Annotated in this window: 19 protein-coding genes; 1 reads left to right on the top strand and 18 read right to left on the bottom strand. The window is 48.7% G+C overall.

Translation table 11 applies throughout. The features are described from left to right. Nucleotides 1-22 precede the first annotated feature (22 nt). The 10 genes from CIK93_RS10570 to CIK93_RS10520 all read right to left on the bottom strand — a co-directional run bounded on the left by CIK93_RS10570 (nt 23) and on the right by CIK93_RS10520 (nt 15,585). The gene (locus CIK93_RS10570; RefSeq protein WP_094447342.1) at nt 23-1,669 is read right to left on the bottom strand and encodes a leucine-rich repeat domain-containing protein; all 1,647 of its coding nucleotides are present in this window, start codon (nt 1,667-1,669) and stop codon (nt 23-25) included. 3 nt (nt 1,670-1,672) lie between these two features. Beyond that, nucleotides 1,673-2,668 (bottom strand): hypothetical protein, encoded by a 996-nt coding sequence (locus CIK93_RS10565; RefSeq protein ID WP_094447341.1) that lies wholly within the window; start codon nt 2,666-2,668, stop codon nt 1,673-1,675. A 1-nt stretch (nt 2,669) separates the two neighbouring features. Further along, on the bottom strand, nt 2,670-3,731 hold the full coding sequence (locus tag CIK93_RS10560) for a hypothetical protein (RefSeq protein ID WP_094447340.1): 1,062 nt from the start codon (nt 3,729-3,731) through the stop codon (nt 2,670-2,672). A 56-nt stretch (nt 3,732-3,787) separates the two neighbouring features. Then, complete coding sequence (locus CIK93_RS10555) at nt 3,788-4,684, bottom strand: fimbrillin family protein (protein WP_094447339.1); 897 nt, start codon at nt 4,682-4,684, stop codon at nt 3,788-3,790. Between the two features lie 49 nt (nt 4,685-4,733). Beyond that, nucleotides 4,734-8,285 (bottom strand): fimbrillin family protein, encoded by a 3,552-nt coding sequence (locus CIK93_RS10550; RefSeq protein ID WP_094447338.1) that lies wholly within the window; start codon nt 8,283-8,285, stop codon nt 4,734-4,736. 83 nt (nt 8,286-8,368) lie between these two features. Then, nucleotides 8,369-9,286, bottom strand: a complete 918-nt coding sequence (locus tag CIK93_RS10545; RefSeq protein ID WP_094447337.1) for a fimbrillin family protein — start codon at nt 9,284-9,286, stop codon at nt 8,369-8,371. Between the two features lie 572 nt (nt 9,287-9,858). Then, nucleotides 9,859-11,970 carry a prolyl oligopeptidase family protein gene (locus tag CIK93_RS10535; protein WP_094447335.1) on the bottom strand — a complete coding sequence of 704 codons (2,112 nt, stop codon included), beginning with the start codon at nt 11,968-11,970 and terminating at the stop codon, nt 9,859-9,861. 59 nt (nt 11,971-12,029) lie between these two features. Then, nucleotides 12,030-12,500 carry a PaaI family thioesterase gene (locus tag CIK93_RS10530; protein WP_094447402.1) on the bottom strand — a complete coding sequence of 157 codons (471 nt, stop codon included), beginning with the start codon at nt 12,498-12,500 and terminating at the stop codon, nt 12,030-12,032. A 35-nt stretch (nt 12,501-12,535) separates the two neighbouring features. After that, entirely contained in the window at nt 12,536-13,573 is a 1,038-nt protein-coding gene (locus tag CIK93_RS10525; protein ID WP_094447334.1) for an alcohol dehydrogenase, read from the bottom strand. A 32-nt stretch (nt 13,574-13,605) separates the two neighbouring features. Next, a complete protein-coding gene (locus tag CIK93_RS10520) occupies nt 13,606-15,585 on the bottom strand; it encodes an alpha-L-arabinofuranosidase C-terminal domain-containing protein (protein WP_094447333.1) in 1,980 nt (659 codons plus the stop codon). A gap of 332 nt (nt 15,586-15,917) precedes the next feature. Between CIK93_RS10520 and CIK93_RS10515 the strand changes: the two genes are divergently transcribed. Next, a complete protein-coding gene (locus tag CIK93_RS10515; RefSeq protein ID WP_094389444.1) occupies nt 15,918-16,622 on the top strand; it encodes a tRNA1(Val) (adenine(37)-N6)-methyltransferase in 705 nt (234 codons plus the stop codon). A gap of 47 nt (nt 16,623-16,669) precedes the next feature. On the opposite strand, the gene CIK93_RS10510 is transcribed toward CIK93_RS10515, so the two are convergent. From CIK93_RS10510 to CIK93_RS10475, 8 genes are all read right to left on the bottom strand, one after another. Then, nucleotides 16,670-17,917 carry an ABC transporter permease gene (locus tag CIK93_RS10510; RefSeq protein ID WP_094447332.1) on the bottom strand — a complete coding sequence of 416 codons (1,248 nt, stop codon included), beginning with the start codon at nt 17,915-17,917 and terminating at the stop codon, nt 16,670-16,672. A 40-nt stretch (nt 17,918-17,957) separates the two neighbouring features. Further along, entirely contained in the window at nt 17,958-19,163 is a 1,206-nt protein-coding gene (locus tag CIK93_RS10505; protein ID WP_094436037.1) for a pyridoxal phosphate-dependent aminotransferase, read from the bottom strand. A 133-nt stretch (nt 19,164-19,296) separates the two neighbouring features. Continuing rightward, complete coding sequence (gene trmB / locus CIK93_RS10500; protein ID WP_094389467.1) at nt 19,297-20,067, bottom strand: tRNA (guanosine(46)-N7)-methyltransferase TrmB; 771 nt, start codon at nt 20,065-20,067, stop codon at nt 19,297-19,299. A 10-nt stretch (nt 20,068-20,077) separates the two neighbouring features. Further along, complete coding sequence (locus CIK93_RS10495) at nt 20,078-20,731, bottom strand: DUF975 family protein (RefSeq protein ID WP_094447331.1); 654 nt, start codon at nt 20,729-20,731, stop codon at nt 20,078-20,080. A gap of 140 nt (nt 20,732-20,871) precedes the next feature. Then, complete coding sequence (locus CIK93_RS10490; protein ID WP_256387585.1) at nt 20,872-21,921, bottom strand: branched-chain amino acid aminotransferase; 1,050 nt, start codon at nt 21,919-21,921, stop codon at nt 20,872-20,874. A 69-nt stretch (nt 21,922-21,990) separates the two neighbouring features. Further along, nucleotides 21,991-22,185, bottom strand: a complete 195-nt coding sequence (gene xseB / locus CIK93_RS10485) for an exodeoxyribonuclease VII small subunit (RefSeq protein WP_094389449.1) — start codon at nt 22,183-22,185, stop codon at nt 21,991-21,993. Further along, the gene (gene xseA / locus CIK93_RS10480) at nt 22,182-23,351 is read right to left on the bottom strand and encodes an exodeoxyribonuclease VII large subunit (RefSeq protein ID WP_094389450.1); all 1,170 of its coding nucleotides are present in this window, start codon (nt 23,349-23,351) and stop codon (nt 22,182-22,184) included. Before xseA ends, xseB begins: the two co-directional genes overlap by 4 nt. 4 nt (nt 23,352-23,355) lie before the next feature. After that, nucleotides 23,356-24,795: a S8 family serine peptidase gene (locus tag CIK93_RS10475; protein ID WP_094447330.1), complete on the bottom strand. Its 1,440-nt coding sequence runs from the start codon at nt 24,793-24,795 to the stop codon at nt 23,356-23,358. Between the last annotated feature and the right edge of the window lie 304 nt (nt 24,796-25,099).

The raw sequence follows: 25,099 nt of genomic DNA, 5'->3' as shown, positions 1-25,099 counted from the left end.
ACAGTATGAATGTTCGACAATTTTATTCTTCAACGATATGGGTGAATTTGCCCCATATCTTATGGTTCTGATACCCCTTTTTCATGCCTGCAGGAATGTGGACCACGCAGGTGGTGAAGAGGTTGGTTACCTTGTTGGAGAAGGCGTTTTCTTCGCAGTAAGGTATCATGGAAGCAGAAACATAGAGGTCGGTAAGCGGACATTCATCGAAAGCGTAGTTGCTGATATGTTCGGTTTTTGCTCCCAGATATACTTTCGTGAGCTTCCTGCAGCCTTGGAAAACGCCCGTAGGAATCAGCTTGATGCCTGCCCCGAGATGTATTTCCTTTATCTGGCTGTCCATGAAGGCGCCTTGACCTAATGTTTTGACGTTGTCTGACAGATAAAACACCTCGATGCTGCATTCCTTGAAGGCGTAGGCACCAATGGAGGTAAAGGTGGAAGGAAGGGTGTATTTGCCCTTCTTGCCCATCGGAAACCAGACGATTTTGTTGCCTTCTGCATTCAGCAGCACGCCGTCCTGACTCTTGTAGTAAGCGTTGGCAGGCGAAACCGTAAGGGCTTCGAGCGCCGTGCATCCGCTGGAAGGGAGAATGCTGTCTGCTGAGGCAGGAATCTCTATCTCGCGGAGCGAAGTGCAATCGGCAAACGCATCTTTCCCGATGGTGGTTGCATCGGCTGGGAGAACTACGTGGGTGAGCTTCTCGCAACCGGCAAATGTGCCTTGCACAATCTGGTTTTCTGCAGCTTCGTGATGATAAGGACCTACCATTCCGCCTGCTGCGAGGTGAACGTCGGTAAGGACTATATCTGAGAGCTTGCCTGGGGTGGATGCATTATTATTGTCGCGCCCCATCATCAATCTCAGACAACTGAGGTCTTCGCCGTTCAGGGTTCCGGCTATGGTCAGCTGGGTATAATCGTAAAGATGGTTGCCCATCAGCTGGGTCAGTTCGCCTGTTTCGTTTAGCGTAATGGCGTCGCTCGTATCATATTTGATGGCGGTTCCTATGGTTTCTCCTACCGTATTCCGGGCGAAAGGCTGAAACTCGTAGTGGGCATTCCGCTCCAGATTTCCGATACGCAACTTGATCTTGCCCTCCTTTCCGTCAAAGTTTTCTATGATGTATTTCTGCTTGTTCTCCGGCTCGCCGGTCTGATAAACGTAGCATCCGGTTTCGGTCATCGGTTCGCCGCCATCATCGGTTATTTCGTAACTTACGAAAGCGCTCATCGGTCCGTGGCTCAAGAGCGTGGCCGATGTAAGTTTCGGACTCATATTGGGTAGAGTGTTGAAACTCATCATGTTGCTGGTTGTGGTTATTCGGCCGTTGTTGCCCTGCAGCATATAATAATAGGTAGTGCCCGCTTTGAGCCCCGTCAGAACCAGCGAGACGTCAGCTCCCTGGGCATGAACCTCGCTGGTATTGAGATCCATGCTCTCCGAAGTGCCGTATCTGAACAGAAGTTTCGGCATTTCTGTTTCTCCCTCTATGGTAGCTGATCCGTTGAGGGTAGCCTCTGTTCGGGTGATATGGGTCGCCTCTGTGGTTATCAGATGCGGCTCCAGATAGGCAGGCTTATCGCTATTGCTGCACCCTGCCATCATCATGTTTCCTATCAGGAGGGCAAGAAATCTGATGTTGCGTAATATGCTTTTTATGTTCATTTCTTACTTCTTTTGTTTTCCTATTTTAATACCTATGCCGATGCTGCCCTGCCATTGTTTTCCGGCGATGGTGATGGCTGAGGCTGCGATGCTCACTCTGTTGAACGAGGCGAGCACACCCAGCTGGGCTGCGAAGCCTTTGTGGGTAAGCTCTTCGTTGAGCAGGTATCCGCCTCCGCTGCTCTCGGTCTGTTGCCAGGCTGTAGCGGCTTTGCCGTAGCCTACGCCTTCGAAGAGACAGAAGCCATGCGTGATGTGGTGGATGGCTCCAGCGGTAAAGGTGTAGTTCTGGTGGCGTGTACTGCCTGTATAATAAGGTTTGATGCTGCTGCCCGGCGTTAAACCTTCTTTGTTGCAGGTTCCCTCTGTGCTGCCTATGCTCTTGAGGTTGCTGCTGGCATGGATAAAGAAACCGTGGCGGCGCATCAGGGCGAAGAAGAGACCATAGGACGGTCCGTCTTCATGAAGGGATAGCGTGGCGAGCGTGTAGAGGGCGAGTGGCATCTTCTTACGTACTTGTGGGATGGCAATCGTATCTATTACCGTCTTTACCTCTACGATGGTGTCGTGCTTCTCCTGGATGATAGGAGTAGGCTTGGGCAGTTTCAGTTTCAGCTCGTAGGTCATTCTGTTTTCCAGCGGTTCGCTGAACCGGTAATCGCGGAGCACGCCCCATTCCGGATGCTTGATGGTAAGCAGTTTGGAGCCTTTAGGAAGATAGAGCCAGATTTCGCCCACTTTATCTTTTCGCGATACGATTCCGAGCGGGGTGGAGAAGGCAAAGTCGGAGGGTGCTTCTACCTTCACCAGGGCACAAGGGTCATCGTTGAGGTCGCGTACGGGGGTGATAAAGGCACTCACGTCGTTGGGCAACAGACGGAAACCTGCTACCGAAAACTCTTGTGCCTGGACGGATGCCGACCACAGGCTTAATATGAATAAGAGTATCGTGAGTCTAAAACCACCAACTCTTAACTTCTCACTCCTAACTGCCATCATATTATTCTAAATTAAAGTCTTGTATACTGATTACATCGTCTCCGCTATGTACGGTTCCTGCCGGTTGCCAGGTACGCACGTGGATGAGCGGCATGGACGGGTTGCGGAAATCCCAGATCAGAAAGAGATAGCCGTCGTCTGCGTAGCGGTCGCTCTTGTATTGCTGCCGGAGGGTGACGCCGTAAATGCCGTCCATCGTAGGATGGCGCATGATGCGGAATCCCGAGAATTTCAGGTCTATCTTTTGGTTGACTGTAAATACCTTCGCCAGTCTTGAAATATAGTCTTTCTTCGAGTGAATGGCGTAGGTTACTTTTGCTTCAGCCTGACACTTGTTGTCGTTGGCTACTGGTTTTACCACGTTTCCTACGATGATGAGTGCCTTGTCGCTAAACACCTGTTTCAGAAAATCAAGATCCTTGGTGGTATAGGCTGTGCGGAAATGTTCGCAGTAGTTGAGGATGGTGTGGCGGCGTCTGGCATCGGTCTCTGTGAGTTTGCCCTGCATGATTTTCGAGGCTTCCTTGTAGAAAGGATTCGACTGCGCCATCGTCTTGAGATCTACCTGCGAAAGATGGCTGGTCTTTCCTGCTTTTGATGCCTTCGCTTGCCTGCTTGCCTGTTCTACCGGTTGGTAATCAGTCGCACTCTTCGTGCCTTCTTCCGTCTCTCCGTTCATCAGCATCTGCGCCTGCTGCCTGTTGGCTTCCGGAACCGCATATTTACTGTCTTCTGTGAATACTACCATACCCTGGCGGTCGATAAATCCCTCTCTCTTAGAGTTTTGCTCGCGGAACCGGAGCTGCCCGTTGCGGAAACGGGTGTCTAGCAGACAGCCACGCAAAGGGATGGTAAACAGCTCGTTACCGTCTGCATCTTCTACCACGTATCGCTTGCCTTTCGCACCGTTGTCCTGTTCTACAAGTTCCAGTCCTTCGTTCACTCCGTATCGGATTTCCTGACAGTCGCCTTTATAAACGGCAGAGGGCAGCAGCCACAAGGCTGCCACCCATCCGCCGAGAAGGAGTGCTAGAAGGGATAATATCAATACCGTCTTCTTCATTTATAATTCTCTGTATTCTTATCATTCATAGCCCTTCGGGAGAAAGGCTTTCTTATTTATTTCCCCCAGTTCTGAATCTCGCCGCCTATCTCTATCTTCACCTGGTCTGGGTTGTCAGAAATAATGAAGTTGACAAGATGTTCGGTTCCGGGTTTAAACCAGAATCTGCTCTCGAAGAGATAACTTACACCTTTCATTACTACTTCGATGAGTGGTCTTCGGTTTTCGATGCGTTGAGGCACGATGATGGCCGAGTAGATGTAGTCGCTCTCCTGATGGGCGATGATGCTCTGCTGGGTTCCTTTCACATAACGGGTTGCTACGCCTGCCTGAAGGTCGATGGTGGCTGTAGGTACCGTGCTGTGGATGGTTACCTGGGCATGGGTAGGCATGTCTCCCTCAAAATCTTCGCCCTTGATCAGGCGTATCTTGAGCTTGCTCATGATGTGCTTGAAATTGAGGCTGATAGGGGAGTTGGATGCCTGGATGTCCTTGCTGGTGGCAAAGAGCAGGTCGCTTGCCTCGTAACCGCCAAGTGCAGTTGCCGTCTTCGGGATACTCTGGTCGAGGGCTACGCTGAAAGGCTGGTCTGTCGTGCTGCTTACGCCCTGTATGTATGGGTAGTAAGCGTAGGCGTTGTAAGTGCCTTCGTCCCAATAGAGGGTACGGGCGGCTTCCCATTTGCTGCCATCGTAGGTGAGCGCTTCGTTGTTCACGAGATTGCCGCCTATTTCGAGTGGAGCCTTGCTTTCTGCCACGTAGAGACCTATCTTGTCGTTTGACTCGAAACTGGTTGCCGTGGCACGGCTCTGGCCGGGATAGTTTACGGCAAAAGTCATCGGCGTAGATTGGGCATCCTTGAAGTGGGAGATTGTTTCCACCTCCTCGCTACATGAAACTATTCCTAATATAGCCAACGCAAAACTGGCGTATCTTATTATATGTTTCTTCATTTTTTTCTTGTTTTAATGGTCCATATTCTGATTTACCTTGCCTTCGCTCTTAGCGATGCTTTCTAACCTTTGCCATTTTCAGCGGACTGCCTTTATGGAAGATAGGAGCATGCTGGTAGGTTCCGGATGTGCGTTGGTCGCCATTGCCGCCGAAAGCACGGCTTTGTACGATTCCCGCATCCCGCTTGTCGTTCTTCACGAAATCTTCGAAACTGTAGGTTTCTCCGGCATAAGCCTTGATGCGCTTCACGATACTCTCACGGCTGATGGTGCTGTAGTAAGGAATATCGTTGTTCATGCAGGAGTTCGGCTCCGAACGGAAGACGCCTCGATTGTGCATATAGCCTCCTTCGTAGATGTCTACGATGTCGCTATATCGGTCGTCGAAAATCAGATGACTCCAGCCTACGCTATGCATCTTGCCGGTAAGTTCCAGGTTGTCGTACCAGCCGAGTGACTTGGCTGCTTTGAATTCAAAAACGTGTTCGCAGCAGGTGCAGTCGCAGAAGTCGATGAAGGCGTTGTGATAAATGTATTCATCGCCCAACTTTCCGAATCCGTGTCCGCCTGCCTCATGCTGGATGACGCCACGGGTATCGAGCGGATAACCGTAGGTACTCTGAGGACAGAAGGCAATAGCCGAACCGTCTTCCCACATCTGGCAGATGCCGCCGTAATCGGTAGAATTAGGAACGATGATAATCAGCGTCTGATTCAGATTGCCCTTGTTGACGGTTGGAGCGCCCAGAGCATAATCGAATACTTCGTCATAATCTGCCTTTAATCCTACGCCACCGGTAAAGGTGGTATTGAATCGGTTGTAGCGGATGGTGTTCACGGTTCCTACGCCCGATTCCGTAGAAAGCGGAATGGCGGTATAAACGTTGAAGTAATCACGGTAAGTCTTGTAAGGCTCAATACCGAAGAAATACTCTACTTCCTGCTTGATATCCTTCAGATATTTGCCGCTGGCAATATCCTTTGCGCTAAAGCCGTCGCCGAGCAGAACGATGTTGATTCCACCATTATTGCCCTTGGTAGCCTTCTGTAGGGTAATCCATTCGTCCTCGCCATATTCATAACCATACTGCGAAACGCTACATTCGTGGGTGTAGTCTTTGTCTTTCAGGCGGAATACCACCTTTCCATCACGGCTGTCAGCATTCTTAGCCATTCCCTTGATGGTCAAAGTAACTTCTGTTTTCTTGTTGCCGCTGGCAGGAGAAACCTCACACCAGTCTGGCTTGCTGGCTACTTCCCATTCGCCCTCGGCGTTAATCACCAGTTTCTGCTTATGCTCCGTGCTTAAGGCGCAGGCAACAGATGGTCGGCAAACGAGCTCGTGGTGAGCTGCGATTCGCTTGAAGTCGCACCAGCCTGGTGCTGCCTGATACTGGGAAATGGCAGATTCAGGTACTTCGAGAGTGAAGTTATCCTTGGCTACGCCTTCAAAGGCACCAGTTTGTACGCAAGCAGGCAAATCTCCTTTACAGACAATACTATTTATTCCGTAACAACCTTGGAAAGCTCCACCATCTTCAGTCCAACTTGATTCCCAACGAATATTCTCTAGACTTTCTGGAAAAATAAGTCCTTCGAGACTGCGACAATGTGCAAAAGCTCCTGCGCCAATAGATTGAATGCCTTCTGGAAATTCGAGAGTACCCATTAAACGCCAATTATAAGCAAATGCTTTTTCACCAATGACACTAATATTCTTAGGTAATTTTAGTTCACCTGAAAAATCATTGTTGCTAAAGACATTGTTGTTGATGATTCGTAAATCTTTAGGCAGCGATAGTTCTCCTTTGAAATGACAATCACCGAATGCAGAGTTTCCTATAGAGGTAACACCATTTGGCAAGGTTAAGGTTCCATCAAAACCGCATCCGGTAAAACATTCATTAGGAATGATTTTTATTTTTTGAGGAATAGTTAAGGTACCTGTTAAATTCTTGCATAAGAAGAAAGAATGTTCTCCCAATTTTTCCAAGTTGTTTGGTAATTTTAAATTTCCATAAAAACCTTTGCAGTTGTCGAAAGCATATCCTCGTATTTCTTTTACTCCTTCTGGTATATTCAGTTCTCCTACAAAACCACAACCTGCGAAAGTTCCACAAGAGTAGTCGATATCTTCATGGTTGCCTTGGTCATCATTTCCTATATATATGAGAGTTGATGGTAATGACAATGAGCCCGTCAATGATTTACACCCAGTAAAAGCACCTTGTTGAATATCTACAACACCTTCTGGAATATTTAAAGATCCTGATAGATATCCACATTTAAAAAAGGCTCTTGTTCCGATAGATTTTAATCTATCTGGTAAAACAATATATGTTAGGCTACTTTTACCTTCTCCTCTATTTCCCGAAAAAGCAAAGTGTGGTATTTGATCATCTTTGTTGACACACTCACTCCATCCGTCATTTACGTGTTCATTTGTACCAATGATTCTTACATCTTTAAGATTCAAGGCCTGCAAAATGTCCATAGAATCTCTCATAAAATAGAAATCCTTGGCATTAATCTCACCTGTAATCTTCAGATTCTTAATTTTGGTATAGTCCTTATTAGCCGCAGTAATGGCATTCTTCAAACCACCAGGAGTAGAGTTGATAACAATATACTCCTTTGCTGTTGCATCATGGCTCACGAGATCATTCTCCCAAGGAGTGATGCTTTCGCTTATCAAAGTAAGTTTATAAGCGCCGCTTCCTGCCTGCTTATCTACCTTGATGCCGAAGTTCATCATCTTGCCAGCCACATAGGTAAGTGCCTCGTTCTTAACGAATTTATAAGGTACGCCGCCGATGGTGATGCTGAAGAGAGTTGTGCCGGCTGACACGGTTTGAGGAACCACGATGGTGCGCCACTCGTCGTTAGTACGAGATGGGATGGTCATGGTGTTCTCTACAGCACCTGCAGTCTTGATTTCGCCAGTAGAAAGGTTGATGCTTGCCTTGCGGGCTACGTTGGCTGTCAGAACAATCTTCTCCAGATTCGCCCATTCGCCCTCGGCAAAACCGGAACCTTGAATCAGGGTAACGCGGGCATTAGACATGCGATGCGCCATAGGCAAACGGATTACGCTGGTGGTAGGAGCCACATCTGACACCTTGCCCCAGAGAAAATCGCTCGCTTCGTAGCCACCCATTTCGCCATTCTCGGTAGCCTTGCTCTGGTCTTTCTGAACTTCAAACTGATAATCTTCGATGCTCTCTGGGTTGGCAAACGGATAGTAACCATACACATCAATATGCGTATGCTTGTCTTTCCAGAAAAGGTCATAAGCGGAGTTCCACTTATAGTTAGGCTCATCGAAAGTGTGGCGCACATTATCGCCACGGTTGCCGTTTACCTTCAGGGTTCCAGGCTTGTTTCCTTCGTAATCTACGATGTAAACACCCATCACGTCGCCGTTGCAGAAACCGTTGTCGTTGACGCGGGTTACGGCAAGCTGGTCGATATCGCCAGAAAGCCGGATGCGGTTGCTGTCGTGCTGCTCGGTCTTGTCGCCGATGAAGTCTTCGCTACAGCCCGTCAGGAGCATGGCTCCTGCCGCAAGCAGATATAATAAGGAATGTTTTACTTTTTTCATAAATAATTCTTTTTGGGTAGATGGCCTTTCTCAGTCAGAAAGATCATCTCGTATTATTTCTAGATAGAAAATCGTCTGTTCTGTTATTCAGCTGTTCCGCCATAGTCAATACCGTCGTCTTCCCACTTGCTGATATTTACATTCACGCCGTTGCTGGTCTTGCTGAGCGTAACGGTAAACTTATACTTCTTGCCAGCCTCGAAAGCGGAAAACTGGGATGACTTAGGGAGATTGAAATCTCTGCCGTCAACATTTACGGTAATGAGATTTCCATCGCCTACGGCTTGCGGAATGATGAGCGCCATGTAGCTGTTGCCTTCTTCCTTGAGCGGAATGAGGTTTGTATCATCACCCTGGGCTGTTACGGCACCTGTAGAAAGATTGGCTGTAGCCTGTGTCTTCAGACGGTTGATCTTTACGCTAATCTTGGCTGCAGCAAGCGAAGCCTCTGTAAATCCGTTTCCTGCCACGAGGTTGATGATTATCTGGCTCAACACGTGCTTGGCTTCTATCTTCACGGCGCTTTCTGTAGGAGCCGCATCTGTAGTCTTGCCTATCAGAAGTTCGCTAGCCTTGTATTTTTCCGTTGTGCTCTGGTCAGCATTTACGGTCCAAGGCATCGCCTCTATGTTGCTGATAGTGGCTGTATATGGATAATAAATGTAGAAATCAGCGTGGGTGCTGTTGTCTTTCCAGTAGGTTGGAGTTGCAGCCTTCCAGGTTCCATCATAAGTAAATTTCGTGTTGTCTATATAGTTACCTGTCGTTTGAAGTGTTGCGGCAGAGCCATCGGCTTGATGGTTGACAACAAACAATCCTATCTGGTCTCCCGTTTCAAAAGCCAAATCAGTAGCACGGGTTATCGAAGTGCTGATGTTGATAGGTACTTTTGCTGAAGGGGTTGGACTAGGTGTAGGGCCTAATTCTGAACCTCCACCGGAACATGCGGTTAATGCGAGGAGCATGTTCCCTACGATTGCTAAATACTTCTTCTGTTTCATGATTTCTTCGTTTTATATGATTACTTTTTCATAGGTGTATCTGGAACAGCTAGTTTCATTTACTTTGCAAAGGTAGGAAAAGAAGTGGTATTATACAAGTTCATAATGGTTCATATATGGAAAAGGTGTTAAACAACATGTTTTTAGGGGAGCGGAAACAGGGGAACTGGTTCCAGTTCCACTTGCCAACTGTTAAATCCGTGAAAGCATTGCTGTGTATGTACGATTTTGCTTTTCAAAACTGTAATACTGTAACTGTAACGCAAAAAAAATCGTTTTCGGAAACTGTCAACTGTCAAACTATAACGCTTGGAATTGACATTGGTTTTGCTCTTATGATGTCGGAAATGTACGATTTTTATCCATACACAATGTTAGGAAAGTGATAATATATTGTTATTAAATCTACCTGATTATGGCACTCAAAGAACGTTTTCGTTAAGCCAGATGAGCAGACCCGAACTCGTTCGAGGTCTGCCATGGCGAGAAAACGAAGGATGAAATCCAATCTCCACCTTCAGAGTTGAATGTTTCAAAAATAATCACCGCAGGATAGATGCGGTAAACAGACGTTACTTCATCTTCACACCCATTTCATGAAGCAAGAAACCGAAGATGTCTGCCTGCTCTTCCATCTGTTTGGCAAGAGGTTTACCACTGCCATGTCCTGCCTTGCTGTCGATACGGATCAACACTGGCGACTTGCCACTCTGACACTCCTGCAGACGGGCTGCAAACTTGAACGAATGGGCAGGAACAACACGGTCGTCATGGTCGGCTGTCGTGACAAGAGTGGAAGGATAGCTCACACCTGGCTTCAAAGTATGGAGGGGGGAATAGCCCTTGAGATACTCAAACATCTCAGGACTGTCGGCGCTTGTACCGTAATCGGGAGCCCAGTTCCAACCGATGGTGAACTTATGATAGCGCAGCATATCCATCACTCCCACTGCTGGGATGCAGACACGGTAGAGGTCGGGACGCTGAGTCATACAAACTCCTACCAGCAAGCCTCCATTGCTACCGCCATAGATGGCAAGATGGTTGGAATCGGTATATTTCTCGCTGATGAGCCACTCGGCTGCTGAGATGAAATCGTCAAACACATTCTGCTTCTGCAGTTTTGTACCTGCCAAATGCCATGACTCACCATACTCACCGCCACCACGGAGCGCTGCATAGGCATAGATGCCGCCATTCTCCAAGAAGGGAATGCGCATGGGTGAGAACGATGGGGGATAGCAAATGTTGAAACCTCCATAGCCATAGAGCATGACAGGATTCTTGCCGTTGCGCTTGAGACCTTTACGGTAGGTGAGGAACAGAGGCACCTTGGTGCCGTCCTTGCTGGTACAGAATACCATCTCTGTGGTATAGTCGTTAAGACGGACGTTGACCTTGGGCTGACTTTCTACCTGACTCTTGCCTGTGGCAGGATCGAAACGATAGATGGTGGTAGGAACGGTATAGGAGGTGAAACTGAAGAAGCACTCATCCTGTTTGCGGCTGCCGCTGAATGAGGCGCTACCAAAGGTTGGCAACTCGATGCGGCTGAGACGCTCTCCCTTGACAGAATAGAGCCATGCCTCGGTACAGTTGTCTTTAGAGTAGGTAAGAATCATGCGGTCAGCGGGCAGAAAAAGCACATCCTGAAGCACACCGTCTTGCTCACCTACCACTTCATGCCAGTCGGTCATGCCGGGTTTACGCACGTCAGCCACCATCAAGCGGTAGCGTGGAGCACCTTGGTTGGTGAGGATATAGATGGAATCGCCGATCATCTCTACAGGCGAATAGGTCTTACTGGCGTCTGCTGTCATCTGGATAAACTGCGAGTCTGCCACACGGAGGTCGCGCACATAGAGGTTGTAGCCTTGGTCCATGCCAGACTCGGTAAGAAACATCAGCGTCTCCTCGTCGTTGAGTCCTACACCGTAGAAGCGCAGGGGTTGTGCCGGGTTTTGATAGAACAGCACATCATCGCTCTGAGGGGTGCCGATGCGGTGGTAATAAACTTTCTGTACCTCGTTCTTCGCTGAGGTCTCAAGGCCCTTCTCAGGTGCATCGTAGGCACTGTAATAGAAACCGTCGCCTCGCCATGTGGCATTGGTGAATTTTGCCCATACGATATGGTCGTCAAGGAGTTTTCCGGTTGCCACATCCTTGACATAGATTTCTTCCCAGTCGCTGCCGCTACGCGAAATGACGTAGGCAAAATAGCGTCCGTCGTTGGAGAAGGAAATGTCCTTTACCGCAACGGTTCCGTCGGTACTGAGACTGTTTGGATCGAGAAAGACGCGCTGTTCACCACCCAACTGGTCCATCTGATAGAGCACCGACTGGTTTTGCAGTCCGTTGTTGCGATAAACGTACCATTTGCCATTCTTCTTGAATGGGGCATAGACTTTCTCGTAGTTGACAACCTGGCGCAACCGTTTAAGATATTTGGCGCGCTGTGGAATCTTGGCCAGATAGGCATTGGTCACTGCGTTTTCTGCTTTGACCCATGCTGCCGTTGCTGCGCTGGTGTCGTTTTCGAGTGGACGATAGGGGTCAGACACCTTCACTCCGAAATACTCGTCGATGGTATTGTCGGTAGGTGGCGTAGGATAATGCATCTGTTGTGCATGAACGGCAGCGGCAGTCAAAGAGAGTGCCGATGCGCAAAGAATCTGTTTTATCATAGTTATTTCGTTTTGGTGTTCCCGGATAGCTTTATCTAAACGTGCTCAGCGGTGGATTTTCATTCCTCCACTTCGCAGGGTTTGAAGTGCATGTCTCTTTCGGCTTTTTCTCTCGGAAATGCAAAATAGGTGCATGTGGCTTCTGTGCATATTTTGCCAGAAGAGTCGGCGAGGGTGGCATCGATGATGATGATATTTCGGTTCTGCTCGCGGATATGGGCTCGCACGGTCACCTCTGAATCGTTGGTTGATACGGGGTGCTTATAGTGTGTCTCCATCTTTGAGGTAACACCTGCCGTTTGCAATTTGCGAGTGACGACCCATCCGCACACCTCATCGAGAAGTAATGCCTGGATGCCGCCGTGCAACGTATTGAGCCACCCTTGGTAGTTGGCAGACGGTTGCCATTTGCTGACGATATCGTCTCCGTCTTCGTAAAAGCAGAGGTGAAGACCGAAGGGGTTGTCGGGGGCGCAACCGATGCAGTTGTAACCTTTTAATCCGGTCCAAGGATTTGTGATTTTCTTCATGTCCATGTTATCTGTGTTGTTTTTTAATCTTGCTTTTAATCGTTATAAATGGCAATCTTGATGACGTTGTCTTCCTTGTTTTCGAAGATGCGATAAGCCTCTTCGATGCGGCTGAGCGGGAAACGGTGGGTGATGAGCGGGGTGGTGTCTATCTTGCCTTGTGCGATCAGTTGGAGCACCTCGGCACAGTCGCAACCATCTACACCACCTGTTTTGAAGGTGAGGTTCTTGCCATACATGTCGGGTAACGGCAACAGTTGCGGCTTATCGTAGAGGGCCACAATGGAGACGATGGCATTGGGACGGGCACACTGCCAGGCCAGTTGGAAGGTGTCGGGCCCTCCTGCCACTTCCAACACGCGGTCGGCGCCTCCATGAAGGCTGTGGGCAGCTGTGAAGTCGCAACACTCCTCGGGGGTGGTGACCAACACATCGGGATAGTTGTTGCGGATGAACCGGCGTCGTTCTTCCGACTGTTCACAGACGATGATATTCTTCGGATGCTTGAGCATGACGCAGAGTAGGGTGCATATTCCCGTGGGACCTGCTCCGATGATGAGGACGGTGTCGTCGGGACTTATCTCGCTGATGCGTGCAGCCCAGAAGCCTGTGGCGAGGATGTCGCCAACAAACAGCGCTTGGTCGTCGGTCACACTGTCGGGGATGCGGTTGAGGCCTTGTGACGCCAGTGGAACACGCACGTATTCTGCCTGTCCACCGTCAATGCGACAGCCTAATGCCCATCCGCCGTGGGGCGAGGTGCAGTTGTTGACATAACCGTGACGACAATAAAAGCAGTCACCGCAGAATGTTTCTACATTGACCGTCACGCGGTCGCCGACGCTGACACCCTTTACCTCGCTTCCCGTCTCTTCTACAATGCCCACCATCTCGTGGCCCACGGTTATGCCTGGTACGGCACGGGGTACGCTACCATGCTTGATGTGCAGGTCGCTGGTACAGATGCTGCCCAGGGTGACGCGCACGATGGCATCGGTGGGGGATTGGATTGAAGGGCGTGGCTTGTCGGTCATGGCAAACTTGCCTTTTTCAATATAGGTAAATGCTTTCATATCGTCTGATTGCTATTGAGGGGTATGCTGTGTTATTCTGCAGTTTCGTAGAGTCGGAAACTCTTGGCTGGTATGATGTCGTCGATGATGACGGAACCCTTGACGGCTTTTGCAGCGAGTTTGCCTGCAACAGGACAGATGAGGTCGGGATTGTCGAGGGTGTTCTCTTCGTCCATCTCGGTGTGGCAGAGTGTCAGCGTATGCACGTCATTGGTTGATTTTCTGTCTTGCAAGCGGATGCTGACAGGTTGGGGCTGATTGCTGGTGTTGATGACCTTCACGATAATGGTGTGCTTGGCTTTGTCAGCAACAGCACTGGCGAAGAGACCATCCTGTCCGTCTTGTCCTGCCACCGGTTTGCCGTTCATCGTAAGGCGCAACGCATGCGTGCCTTTGTGTGTGGCATACATCTGCTGGACGTAATAACTCGTGGTCTTAAACATGCGCGTATTGTCGTACCAGATCATGTCAGGGCGCCACTGCCATCCTTCAATATGGGCGAAGAGGGGAGCGTAGGTGGCCATGTGAACGATGTCGGCATTTCGCTCGAGATCGGTCATGAAGGCTGCCTCATAGAGTGACGTTTCGTAGTGGTTCCATTTCTTTCCTTTTCCATGGCAGGCGTATTCACCCGCAAAGACCTTAGGACCACGACGGTCGTAGGTCTCATAGCGCAGTCCGTTGTGAAGGAACCATTGTTCGTCGCGGTAGTAATGCTCATCCACCAAATCGGCTTTCTGGCGACGCATTTCTGCCCAGCCTCGGTCAAACTCTCCACCCTCTGGATAGGGACCGCTTGAACCTACTATCTTGATGTTGGGATAGTGCTTACGGATGGCAGTTACAAATGGTTTTAAGCGCTCGTAATACATTGAGTCCCATTGCTCGTTGCCTATTCCGATGAACTTTAGGTTGAATGGTTCAGGATGGCCCATTTCTGCGCGTTGGCGACCCCATGTGGTGGTTGTGTCGCCATTGGCAAACTCTATGAGATCGAGTGCATCCTGGATATAGGGATCGAGTTGGTCAACAGGCTGGTGGGCGTTGGCATCGTTCCAGTTTTGATACTGGCACGCCATGCCCACATTGAGTACAGGTAATGGTTCGGCACCAATATCTTCAGAGAGTTGGAAATACTCGAAGAATCCCAGACCGCCACTTTGGAAATAGTCGGGATAGTAACGATGTTCAAAGGTAAACTCCCATCTGTTGCGGTTCAGCGGACGGTTTTCCACGGGACCGATGGTATTCTTCCATTGATAGCGGTTGGCAAGTTCTTCGCCCTCAACGATACATCCGCCAGGGAATCGGAATACCCCCGGATGAATATCGGCAAGTGCCTGTCCAAGGTCGCGTCGCATACCGTTGGTTCTGTTGCGGAAAGTGTTAACGGGGAAGAGGCTGATATGTTCGAGCGACACGGGTTGCTGACCTTCCAGGAAGATGCGCAGTCGCGCTTTGTTGTCGGTTTTGGGTGAATGAATTTTCACCTCATAGCGCTTCCATCCATTGGAGTTGATGTCGATATGTGCCGTGGCGAAATCCTGTCGTTCCTCAAGCGTACCTTCATCGATGAGTTGCACTTTGATACGCGCCTCCCCGTTGGGCGCTTTTGCCCATACGGAGAAGCGGTAGTCTTCGCCTTTCAGCACTCCGATGCCGAAATATCCCTCGTTGACGAGTCCTGACCGGCGCTCGCGGTGTCCGGGATAGGCGAGTGTGACGTAGTGTGGGCAACGTTCGAAAGGCCCGTCGTTTTCCACAGTGACATGACCGAAGGTCTGCCACCCCATGAGTGGCTGTGGAAACTCGAAGGATCGGTTTTTGACGAGTTCGCCATAGAGTCCACCGTCGGCAGCATAGTTGATGTCTTCAAAGAAAAGTCCGTACATGGTGGATTGTATGGGAGCCACAGTTTTCTTGGTGTTTACCTGCAGCACATGTGATTGTGCCTGTGTGTTACAGGCAAAGGTCAAAGCCACCATTGTGGTCGCCACCATTTTCAAATTCATAGTCATAGTGTTGTTAGTGTTTCGTTAGTATTCGTTAGTACTTGTTTTAAGGTGTAAAGGTACGAATAAGCGAGCAAAATGCAAAAGAAATGCTCGCATTTCTTTTCGTTTTCGAGCGAAAGTACCTCCGCAACTATGTTGCAGAGGTACGAAAAAAGTGAGCAAAATGCAAAAGAAAAGCTCGCATTTCTTTTCGTTTTCGAGCGAAAGTACCTTCGCAACTATGTTGCAGAGGTACGAATAAGCGAGCAGCGAGCGTATTAAATAAGGTCAATATGATGGCGTTATCGATGGATTTTCGTAATTTTGCAACGTTATACAGCAAGAACGTTATGAAAGACAGATTTAGTTTTCGTCAGTTTGATGTCGTACAAGAAGGTTGCGCCATGAAGGTTGGGACCGATGGTGTTCTGCTTGGTTCTTGGGCCAATGGAGGTCATCGTATCCTCGATGTGGGATGTGGCACAGGTCTCATTGCCTTGATGATGGCACAGCGTTTTCCTGCTGCCGAGATTGATGCCATTGACATTGACCATGATGCTTTTGAAACAGCACATCGTAATGTGGAGCAGTCGCCCTTTAGCGACCGCATCATCGTTGCAAGAGCAAAAGTGCAGGAATGGCAACCTATTCATCGCTGCGTTCATGATGCTCAGACCTTACCGCTTTATGACGCTATTGTATGTAATCCGCCGTTTTTTATCAACTCGCTACAATGTCCTGATAATAAGCGTACTGTGGCACGACACGCGGAAACGTTGACCTTTTCCGAACTGATGGCGTCGGCTGAGAGGCTTATGGCGGAAGAAGGGGAAATATCTGTTGTGATTCCTGTTGAGGTAAAGTCGCTAATGGACGAAGCTGCTATTTTAGTCGGACTGTTCCCCCACAGAATCTGTATGTTTCGTACCACCGATCGGAAACCGCCTCGTCGTGTATTGTTGTCTTATACGAAGAAGCCAAGACGGATGGAGTCTGAAGAAATGGTGTTGGGCGATGAAACCTATCGTCGATTGACCGGAGATTTCTATCTATAGCGTCAAGTAACTGTTGTAGAAACGGGAAATAGAAATGATGCAAAGGCTTACTCGTAGCGCATGGAACGTGCCGGATGGATGCGTGATATGAGTACGGTAGGTATTAAAAGTACGACCATAGTAACCAATAGCGTGGCAGCATTAAGAGCTACTATTAACGGGATGTTTAATTCCATGGGAGCTTCGCTGACATAATAGTTGGCAGGGTCAAGTGTGACGAAACCAGTCTTTTGTTGGAGTACGACAAGGCCTATGCCCAGAATATTTCCCCACAACATGCCTTGTCCCACGATGAAGACAGCAAACCACAGGAAGGTATAGCGAATAGATTTTGTCTGAGCTCCAAGTGCTTTCAATAGGCCTATCATCTGTGTGCGTTCGAGGATGATGATGAGCAGACCGCTTATCATCGTGAAGCATGCAACGCACACCATGAGTATCAGAATAACCCATACGTTCATGTCGAGCAATGAAAGCCAGGAAAAGATTTGTGGATACGATTCGTAGATGGTGTGGGAGGTGAGGATTTCACCATAATGGTCGGTATGGCGGTTGATGCGCTGTACGACGCGGTCGGCAGTTGCGTTGAGATTGTTAAAATCCTCAACAAGCAGTTCTGCGCCACTACATTGGTCTTTCTCCCAATTATTGAGACGAACGGCTGTGGGGAGATCTGTGAAGCACATGACTTCATCAAACTGGCTCATATTAGAGGCATAGATGGCAGCAATGGTAAACTTTCTGGCGCGTACATTATCATAGCTGATGAAATAGGCGGTGATGCGGTCGTTGACCTTCAAATTGAGCTTGTTGGCCATCTGTTGCGATATGACCAGTTGGTAACTGCTCTTTTCGCTGGAGAATTTGGGCAGGGTGCCAGCAGTAAGGTTGCTGTTGAGAAATGTGACATCGTAATCGCTTCCGACGCCCTTGAGCGCAATACCCATGAAATCTGCGTCAGTCTTGAGAATGCCTTGGCTCAAAGCATAACGTTCTACATGTTTGACGCCCGGTATGTGCTTGATGGCATTTGACAACGAGTCATCAATGCAAATTGGGGCGGGCATGGGAGACTGTGATGATAAGAAATTTTCCACTCGGATATGGCTGCCGAAGCCCACCACTTTGTCGCGAATGGTGTGTTTGAATCCCAACACTACCGAAACCGTGACAATCATAACCGCTAAACCGATGGCGATGCCTATCATGGCAATACGAATAGCTGGGCGGCTCACTTTACGGCGGTCGCCTTTGTCGCTATAGATGCGTTTTGCTATGAAAAGTGGGAAATTCATGGTTTTTATCCAAATACCTTAAATGGTGGCAGACCGAATATTACTGTTCATCAACGCGACCAGGGTAAGCCTCCAATGCCTTACGCAATACGAGGAGCGCTCGCTCAAGGTCTTCTTTCTTCAGCACGTAGGCAATACGCACCTGATTGATGCCAGCACCAGGCGTGGTGTAGAAACCAGCGGCAGGAGCCATCATCACAGTTTCACCTTCGTAGGTGAACTCTTCCAAACACCAACGGCAAAATTCTTCTGCATTGTCAACGGGGAGCTTTGCTACGGTATAGAAAGCTCCCATGGGGATGGGCGAATAGACACCAGGAATGCGGTTGAGTCCGTCAATCAGACACTTACGTCGTTCGACATATTCGTCATAGACATCGCGGTAGTACTCTTCAGGAGCATCGAGTGAAGCCTCTGCCACAATCTGTCCGATGAGAGGAGGAGAGAGGCGTGCCTGACAGAACTTCATGACTGCCTTGCGCACTTCTGCATTTTTGGTGATGAGCGCACCGATGCGAATACCACATTCTGAATAGCGTTTAGAAACCGAGTCGATGAGGATGACATTCTGCTCGATGCCCTCAAGATGGCAAGCGGAAATATAGGGTGAACCGGTATAAATATATTCACGATAAACCTCATCGGAAAAGAGATAGAGGTCGTATTTCTTCACAAGGTCACGGATTTGCTGCATCTCACGACGTGTATAAAGATAACCCGTCGGGTTGTTGGGATTGCAAATCATGATGGCGCGTGTGCGGTCGTTGATGAGTTCTTCAAATTTCTCTACCTTAGGCAAGGAGAAACCTTCCTCGATCGTTGTGGCGATGGTGCGAATCTTTGCACCGGCAGAAATGGCAAACGCCATATAGTTGGCATAAGCCGGTTCGGGTACGATAATCTCGTCGCCAGGATTGAGGCACGACATGAATGCAAACAAAACAGCTTCGGAACCGCCAGAGGTGATGATGATGTCGTCTGCCGATACGTTGATGTGGTATTTGGCATAATAGCCCACCAATTTCTCGCGATAACTGAGGTAACCCTGAGATGGTGAGTATTCGAGAATGCTTCTATCCACTTTCTTCAATGCGTCGAGTCCTACCTGCGGTGTAGGCAGGTCAGGCTGTCCGATGTTGAGGTGATAGACCTTGGTTCCCCGTTTTTTTGCTGCTGCGGCCAATGGAGCGAGTTTTCTGATAGGTGACTCGGGCATCTCCAGTCCGCGAACTGATATTTCTGGCATTGTTTTCTTTTTTTCGTTTCAAAATGCAAAGGTACTGTAAACCAACTGAACTACAAAGAAAAACGTCGATTTTCTTTGTCTTTGCTGTGATTGACTTACCTTGTGGCTAATGGCATAGAAATCCTATTGTCATTTATTTGCTTGTTTCCAAACTGCTGCGCTTATCGCGGTGGAAAGAACGGTAGTCGTCTAATGGTATTTCAACATCGGGCTCCACGAGTTCGCCTTGCTGAGGAAGATGGAACTTCATGTAGCGGATATTGAGGCCACGGGCAATCCATTGTGCTTCGTAGAAAGTCTGGATGGACAGAATTTTGCGAGTCTCCTCATCGATACCGTCGGTATGATAGAGATCTTCGGTGCGGAAGAGCAGGGGCAGACGGTTTGCCTCGACCATGTAGGTGGTATAGGTGAAGAGGAAGTTGGAGTCGGTCTTCAAGTGGATGAGACCTCCGTCAACGAGAAAATGGCGGTAGCGGTTCATGAAATAAGTACTGGTGAGCCGTTTGCGTGGATTTTTCATCTGGGGGTCGCTGAAGGTAAGCCAGATCTCCTGAACCTCGTCTTTGGCAAAGAAACGGTCGATGATCTCGATATTGGTGCGTAGGAAGGCCACGTTGGACAGCCCTGCTGTAAGTGCTTCTTTTGCTCCTTTATGCATGCGTGCTCCTTTGATGTCAACACCGATGAAGTTGACCTGTGGGTAGAGGCGTGCCAGTTCTACGGTATATTCACCCTTACCGCAACCCAGTTCGAGGACGATGGGATTGTCGTTATGAAAATATTGTTCGCGCCAATGTCCCTTCATTTCGAAAGGTACATTCTCGATGACTGAGAATGGATATTGGAAGACGTTGCTGAACGTCTCCATTTCTGCAAATTTCTGTAGTTTTCCTTTTCCCATGTAGTATGGATTATATTGTTTCGATGGTAATGGTATCATCTGAAAACTCTTGGTCGTCGGCTTTCAGGTCGGCATAGAAATGGGCATGTGCCACTTCCATGTATGGAGCTAAGAAGAGATAACCGATTCCCAAGGTGAGGATGCAGAGCAATGCCCATCCAAGGAAACTCAGGTCGAGTACGAAGAGGCGCCATTTGTTGCCTTGCATCAGTCGCATGCTTTCCTCAATGGCCTCGTTGTAAGCCAAGTCAGGACGGTCGACAAGGACAAATTCGGTCATGGCATAGGAGTAGCTCTTGACGATGCCTGGTATGATAAGCAACAAAGACCATAATAAGGTATAGATACCTTTGAGGAGTATTGTCAGGAAGATGCGTGTGAAATCGTGATAACCCTTAGTCAGGTTTCCGTAGTTTACTTTCATGCCACGTGACACTTCCAAAAAGGTGATGGTCACGCCCCATGACATAGGGATGAGTAAAAGAGAAAAGATGTTGCTGGTAAGCGATGATGTTATTTCTGATGTAGTAGGCATCAGCAATCCTGTGCCACAGCTTACAGTACCACCGATAAGGAGATATATGAGGACAAGAATGGCGCTCTCGCCCCATTTGTGGTCAAGACTGTTAATGGCTCTCTCTTTACAATTTACGATGTATCCCATTTTTTTCTTTGTGTTATGTTTTATGATAATGTCGGGCCGAGAATGTTCACGGCCCGACGGAGATTTTATGAACAAGGATGGATGTAATAAACATCCTTTCAGCTGAAGTGCTGCCTAAGCAGACTTTAGCGTGAATGATATTATTCGATGACTACAGTAGTCCATCCGTGCTTGTCTTCTGCAATACCATACTGGATGTCGCGCAGATGGTTGAAGAGTTTCTCAGACCAAGGACCTGGTTTGTCGCCGAAGGAATAAACCTTGCCTGTGTCGAGGTCATCAATATGGCTGATGGGACTGATAACTGCTGCTGTTCCACAAGCACCTGCCTCTTCGAATGTCTCCAACTCCTCTTCGGGAATCTGACGGCGCTCAACCTTCATGCCTAAATCCTCGGCCAACTGCATGAGTGAACGGTTGGTGATAGAGGGAAGAATAGAGGTTGACTTCGGAGTGACGTAGGTGTTGTTCTTGATGCCGAAGAAGTTGGCGGCACCACACTCGTCAATGTATTTCTTCTCTTTAGCATCGAGATAGAATTCGCAGGCGTAACCCTTCTCGTGTGCCAGATTGTTGGCAAAGAGGGATGCAGCATAGTTGCCACCCACCTTGTATTTTCCTGTGCCAAGAGGAGCAGAACGGTCGTAGTCGCGTATAATGACGTAGGGGTTGGCAGAGAAACCACCCTTGAAATATGGGCCTACGGGAGTTACGAAAATCAGGAAACAGTATTCTTTTGAAGGATGTACACCAACCTGTGCACTGGTACCGATGAGCAATGGACGGATGTAGAGTGTTGCGCCACTCTCATAGGTAGGAATCCATTCCTGATTGAGACGTACCACCTTTTTGACCATTTCGGTGAAGAGTTCGGTGGGAAGTTCGGGCATGAGAATACCGCGACAAGTGCTCTGCAGACGCTCGGCATTGTCCTTCACACGGAAGATGCGTACCTTTCCGTCTGGACAGCGGTAAGCCTTCAGACCTTCAAAGGCCTCTTGTCCGTAGTGCAGACAGGTGGCAGCCATGTGCAGGTTGAGATACTCGTCGGAGCAAACCTCTATTTCGCCCCACTTACCGTCACGATAGTAACAGCGTACATTGTAGTCGGTCTTGATGTAACCGAAAGGCAGATTAGCCCAATCTAATTGTTTCATATCTTTATATGTTTGACAGTTTTGCTTGCAAATTTAAGCATTTTTGTTAAGTTTTCCAATAATTTCGATGCTTTTATTGCTCAAAATGCTCATCTTTATCGATTATTTCTCGGCTTGGGTGAGTTTATCTATCTCCTTTTCCGTTTCGGTGAGCCGTTTCTTGCAAAGCGTGATGAGTTCTTGGGCTTCTTTCATGTGGGCGGTAATCTGGTCGATGTCCAGTTGGCCGCCCTCCATTTTACGGACGATTTCCTGAAGCCGTGCAAAGGCTTCTTCGTATTTTTGGGGATGATTCATTGTATGATGGATTTGATGGTTCCTTGTTTCAGTCGTGTCTCTATCTCGTCACCGGATTTAACGTCTTGGGGGCTCTTGACAATCTGTCCGTTGTGGAGCGTGATACTGTAACCGCGTTGGAGAAGTAACTGTGGGTCGTAGCCTTCCAGTTTGAGTTGGATGCGCTCCAGGCTGTGGTGTGCTTCTGTCATAAGGCGTTGCGCCAGATGAGGTAGAAGCGTGGTGATGTGTTCCAGTTGCAGTCGATGGCGCTGCAGTCGGTCTAGTGCATAATGTGCAATGACATTTTCTGCATCAGCCACCTGTTGTAAGGTGTTGCAAAGGTGGGTTATCAGTAGTGTGGCTGCGGCTGTTGGAGTCTTTACTCTGGTATGGCTCACCATGTCGAGCACACATTCGTCGCGGTCGTGACCGATACCTGTGATGATGGGCAACGGGAAGTTGGCAACGTTCTCTGCCAACGGAAGGGTGTCGAAACCGCTCATGTCGCTGGTAGCTCCTCCACCGCGGATGATGACTACCGCATCGAAGTCGTCGATACGGTTATTGATGAGGTTGAGTGCCTGGATGACACTTTGTTCTACGCGTTCGCCTTGCATGATGGCAGGGAAGAGCTCGGTGTGGAATTGAAGGTTGTATTCGTTGTCGAGCAATTGCCGACAGAAGTCTCCGTAGCCTGCCGCCGATTCTGCCGAGATAACGGCAATGCGCTGAGCAAAGGGAGACAGACGTAGTTCGCGTTGGAGGTCGAAAACTCCTTGGGCTTTCAATGTCTTGATAATTTCTTGTCGGCGACGTGCTAAATCTCCGATGGTGTAGGTAGGGTCAATATCGCTGACAATCCAGGAAAAGCCATAGGCTTCGTGGAATTGTGGATAGACTCGCAACAGTACTTTCATGCCAGCACGTAACGGTTGTCCTGTGGCTCGAAGAAACGTAGCATGGAGTAGTGTCCAGGTCTGTCGCCAACATTTGGCAGATGCTTTGGCAATGGGCGAATTGGAGCGCTCGTCTTTTTCTACCAGTTCCATATAGCAATGTCCATTGCGCTCACGGCATTCTGCCAATTCTGCCTCTACCCAATACTCATCGGGTAAGGCGTTGCTGACGGCTTCGTGGACTAATGCGTTGAGTGCATATAGTGAGAAATGGTGGCTTTGCTCCATAATTCTATTCCGTTTGGGATGGCTGATCAGATTTCTGTTGGATGCGCCCTACCATATAGGCTCGCCAAAAGTTTGGAAGTCCGTAGCCGGTGATGTTGTCGGGATGTTCGCTATTGCGACTGGTCTGACGAATGAGTTGTATAATCTGCCTCGCGGTCAGTTTCGGTAAGGCTTGCCACAAACAGGCGGTCAGGCCGCAAATGATGGGTGAGGCAAAGGAGGTGCCCATATCCTGGGCAATGGTTCCACGTCCTGTAACAATGGTTGCGGGACTTCCGATGGCCACAACATCTGGTTTGATGCGTCCGTCTTGTGTGGGACCTACTGCGCTGAAAGGAGCGTTTCCGAGTTCCTCCGTAACGGCGCCTACGGTGAGACAGTCCTCAGCATCAGCAGGAAAGGTAAGTTTCTTCCAGCCTCCCATACCCGTATTGCCCGATGAATTGACAAGGATAATACCTTTTCCGATGACCATTGATGCAGTACGGCTGATGAATGTTGAGTGGCCGTCGAGTTGCCAGAGTTGATGTGACCCGATACCGTGGTCGTATTGATGATAGCCAAGGGATGAGTTGATGAGATCGCATCCTACCGAATCGGCAAATTCTACTGCCATTGCCCAATAGTCTTCCTCTACTTCTTGTTCTGACTGCGGGTCTTCGCAGCGCAGAAGCCAATAAGAAGCCTGAGGGGCTGTTCCTATATAATAATAAGGTGTATTGATGGCCATGGTGGATAGAACGCGTGTGCCGTGGTCAGTCTCATAGAAGACCGACGGTGAGTTTGGAAATACGAAATCACGTGTGCCTTTGATGTCAACCTTCGAGAAGGCAGGTATGCGATTGACGTTTTTGAATCCTCCGTCTAAGACTGCAATCGTCAGTCCTTCACCACAATAGCCGATGTCGTGAAGTCTTTGGCCGTTGGTGGTCTGAATCTGATCTGCTGCGCGACCGTACATGGTGTCGGGAATAGAGTCGTTAGGTAGAAAAGAATCGTGGAATTTTGTTCGGATGGCAGTCGGCTCGATGGAGTCGGGGGCTTGCCATACGTTTCGGCAATTGCTGACAAAGGGAAGATGGCGGATGCGCTGGATGTCGGAAGTGTCGCGCATTTCAACAAGAACGGTGTTGTTCCATCGGCTTTGTCCGATAACGGCGGTCTGGCGGTTTTCGATTGCTCTAATATAATGTGGACTGACTGGAAGATCGGTAGAATCGATGGCAAGTCCTTGGCGCTTACGGCGTTCAATGCTTCGACGGGAAAGAAAACGTGACGGATGGTCGATGGAGTAGGGTGATTTGTTTTTGTCTGTCAACGTGATACGGTAGATATAAGCCGGACACACCTTGTTTCTGACCCGCTTGGCGCTAGCCTGTGTTGTTGCTGCCGTTGTGGTGATGCAACATATTACCGTTAACAATGTCAACAGAGTGATTCGCATGTTTCAATCCTATTTTCTTTTAGGTTGCGAAGTTACGAAGAAATGGGGAAACTGCCAAAAAAATGTTCGTTTTTCCGTTGAAGACGTCGCTTGTTGGTTGCCTTTGGATTGTTTTGTCGCTTTTCGACATAGTAAAAAATGAATTGCTCTTTCTTAAGTGGGAATGGATATTATACTTTAGAGTGGCTTTTGGGTTGTCTTATTGCTTGCGGGATGTGTTCGGGATGTGTTCGGGACGCAGGTGTTCGTAGAGAATAAGCAAGGCAGATGTTTGTTCACAAAACTTAAAAAATGTATTTTCCCT

The sequence above is a fragment of the Prevotella sp. P3-92 genome (assembly GCF_002251205.1).
In the GTDB taxonomy this organism is placed as follows: Bacteria; Bacteroidota; Bacteroidia; order Bacteroidales; family Bacteroidaceae; genus Prevotella.
Note: the sequence above shows the minus strand (reverse complement) of the source record. Positions and strands in the feature narration are given on the sequence as shown.

Bases quoted from the DNA above. Each gene is read 5' to 3' on its own strand.
- CIK93_RS10570 (WP_094447342.1), bottom strand. From the start codon at position 1,669: ATGAACATAAAAAGCATATTACGCAACATCAGATTTCTTGCCCTCCTG.
- CIK93_RS10565 (WP_094447341.1), bottom strand. From the start codon at position 2,668: ATGATGGCAGTTAGGAGTGAGAAGTTAAGAGTTGGTGGTTTTAGACTC.
- CIK93_RS10560 (WP_094447340.1), bottom strand. From the start codon at position 3,731: ATGAAGAAGACGGTATTGATATTATCCCTTCTAGCACTCCTTCTCGGC.
- CIK93_RS10555 (WP_094447339.1), bottom strand. From the start codon at position 4,684: ATGAAGAAACATATAATAAGATACGCCAGTTTTGCGTTGGCTATATTA.
- CIK93_RS10550 (WP_094447338.1), bottom strand. From the start codon at position 8,285: ATGAAAAAAGTAAAACATTCCTTATTATATCTGCTTGCGGCAGGAGCC.
- CIK93_RS10545 (WP_094447337.1), bottom strand. From the start codon at position 9,286: ATGAAACAGAAGAAGTATTTAGCAATCGTAGGGAACATGCTCCTCGCA.
- CIK93_RS10535 (WP_094447335.1), bottom strand. From the start codon at position 11,970: ATGATAAAACAGATTCTTTGCGCATCGGCACTCTCTTTGACTGCCGCT.
- CIK93_RS10530 (WP_094447402.1), bottom strand. From the start codon at position 12,500: ATGAAGAAAATCACAAATCCTTGGACCGGATTAAAAGGTTACAACTGC.
- CIK93_RS10525 (WP_094447334.1), bottom strand. From the start codon at position 13,573: ATGAAAGCATTTACCTATATTGAAAAAGGCAAGTTTGCCATGACCGAC.
- CIK93_RS10520 (WP_094447333.1), bottom strand. From the start codon at position 15,585: ATGAATTTGAAAATGGTGGCGACCACAATGGTGGCTTTGACCTTTGCC.
- CIK93_RS10515 (WP_094389444.1), top strand. From the start codon at position 15,918: ATGAAAGACAGATTTAGTTTTCGTCAGTTTGATGTCGTACAAGAAGGT.
- CIK93_RS10510 (WP_094447332.1), bottom strand. From the start codon at position 17,917: ATGAATTTCCCACTTTTCATAGCAAAACGCATCTATAGCGACAAAGGC.
- CIK93_RS10505 (WP_094436037.1), bottom strand. From the start codon at position 19,163: ATGCCAGAAATATCAGTTCGCGGACTGGAGATGCCCGAGTCACCTATC.
- trmB (WP_094389467.1), bottom strand. From the start codon at position 20,067: ATGGGAAAAGGAAAACTACAGAAATTTGCAGAAATGGAGACGTTCAGC.
- CIK93_RS10495 (WP_094447331.1), bottom strand. From the start codon at position 20,731: ATGGGATACATCGTAAATTGTAAAGAGAGAGCCATTAACAGTCTTGAC.
- xseB (WP_094389449.1), bottom strand. From the start codon at position 22,185: ATGAATCATCCCCAAAAATACGAAGAAGCCTTTGCACGGCTTCAGGAA.
- xseA (WP_094389450.1), bottom strand. From the start codon at position 23,351: ATGGAGCAAAGCCACCATTTCTCACTATATGCACTCAACGCATTAGTC.
- CIK93_RS10475 (WP_094447330.1), bottom strand. From the start codon at position 24,795: ATGCGAATCACTCTGTTGACATTGTTAACGGTAATATGTTGCATCACC.